This is a genomic window from Bacillus sp. AFS018417 (assembly GCF_002560985.1).
Taxonomy (GTDB): domain Bacteria; phylum Bacillota; class Bacilli; order Bacillales; family Bacillaceae_G; genus Bacillus_A; species Bacillus_A rhizoplanae.
Map to the genome: position 1 here is coordinate 1 of NZ_NTTM01000140.1, position 225 is coordinate 225.

The 225-nt window shown below is 36.0% G+C and carries 1 protein-coding gene; it reads right to left on the reverse strand.

Going from position 1 to position 225, the window contains the following annotated elements:
- Positions 1 to 225, reverse strand: a 225-nt coding sequence (locus tag CN326_RS24840) for a hypothetical protein (protein ID WP_218007860.1), incomplete at both ends; no start/stop codon positions are given.

A 225-nucleotide genomic window follows, 5' to 3' on the forward strand; every position in this document is an offset into this window, starting at 1 on the left:
ATATAGAGTTGTATCTTCATTCAAAGTTTTCACATCATATTTTCCTGCTAGAAAATTTGATGCCGGATTTCCCCTCATTTCAGCTAAAGGCCCAGGATTTTCTATCATATTATAATTATATTCAGTTGCGGCGTTACGTACTTCTTCTGTCGCAACCTTCGCACCATTCTTCAAATTTATTGGTGTTTCACTTAAAGGTTCTACTCCATTAATCTTCCATGGTTC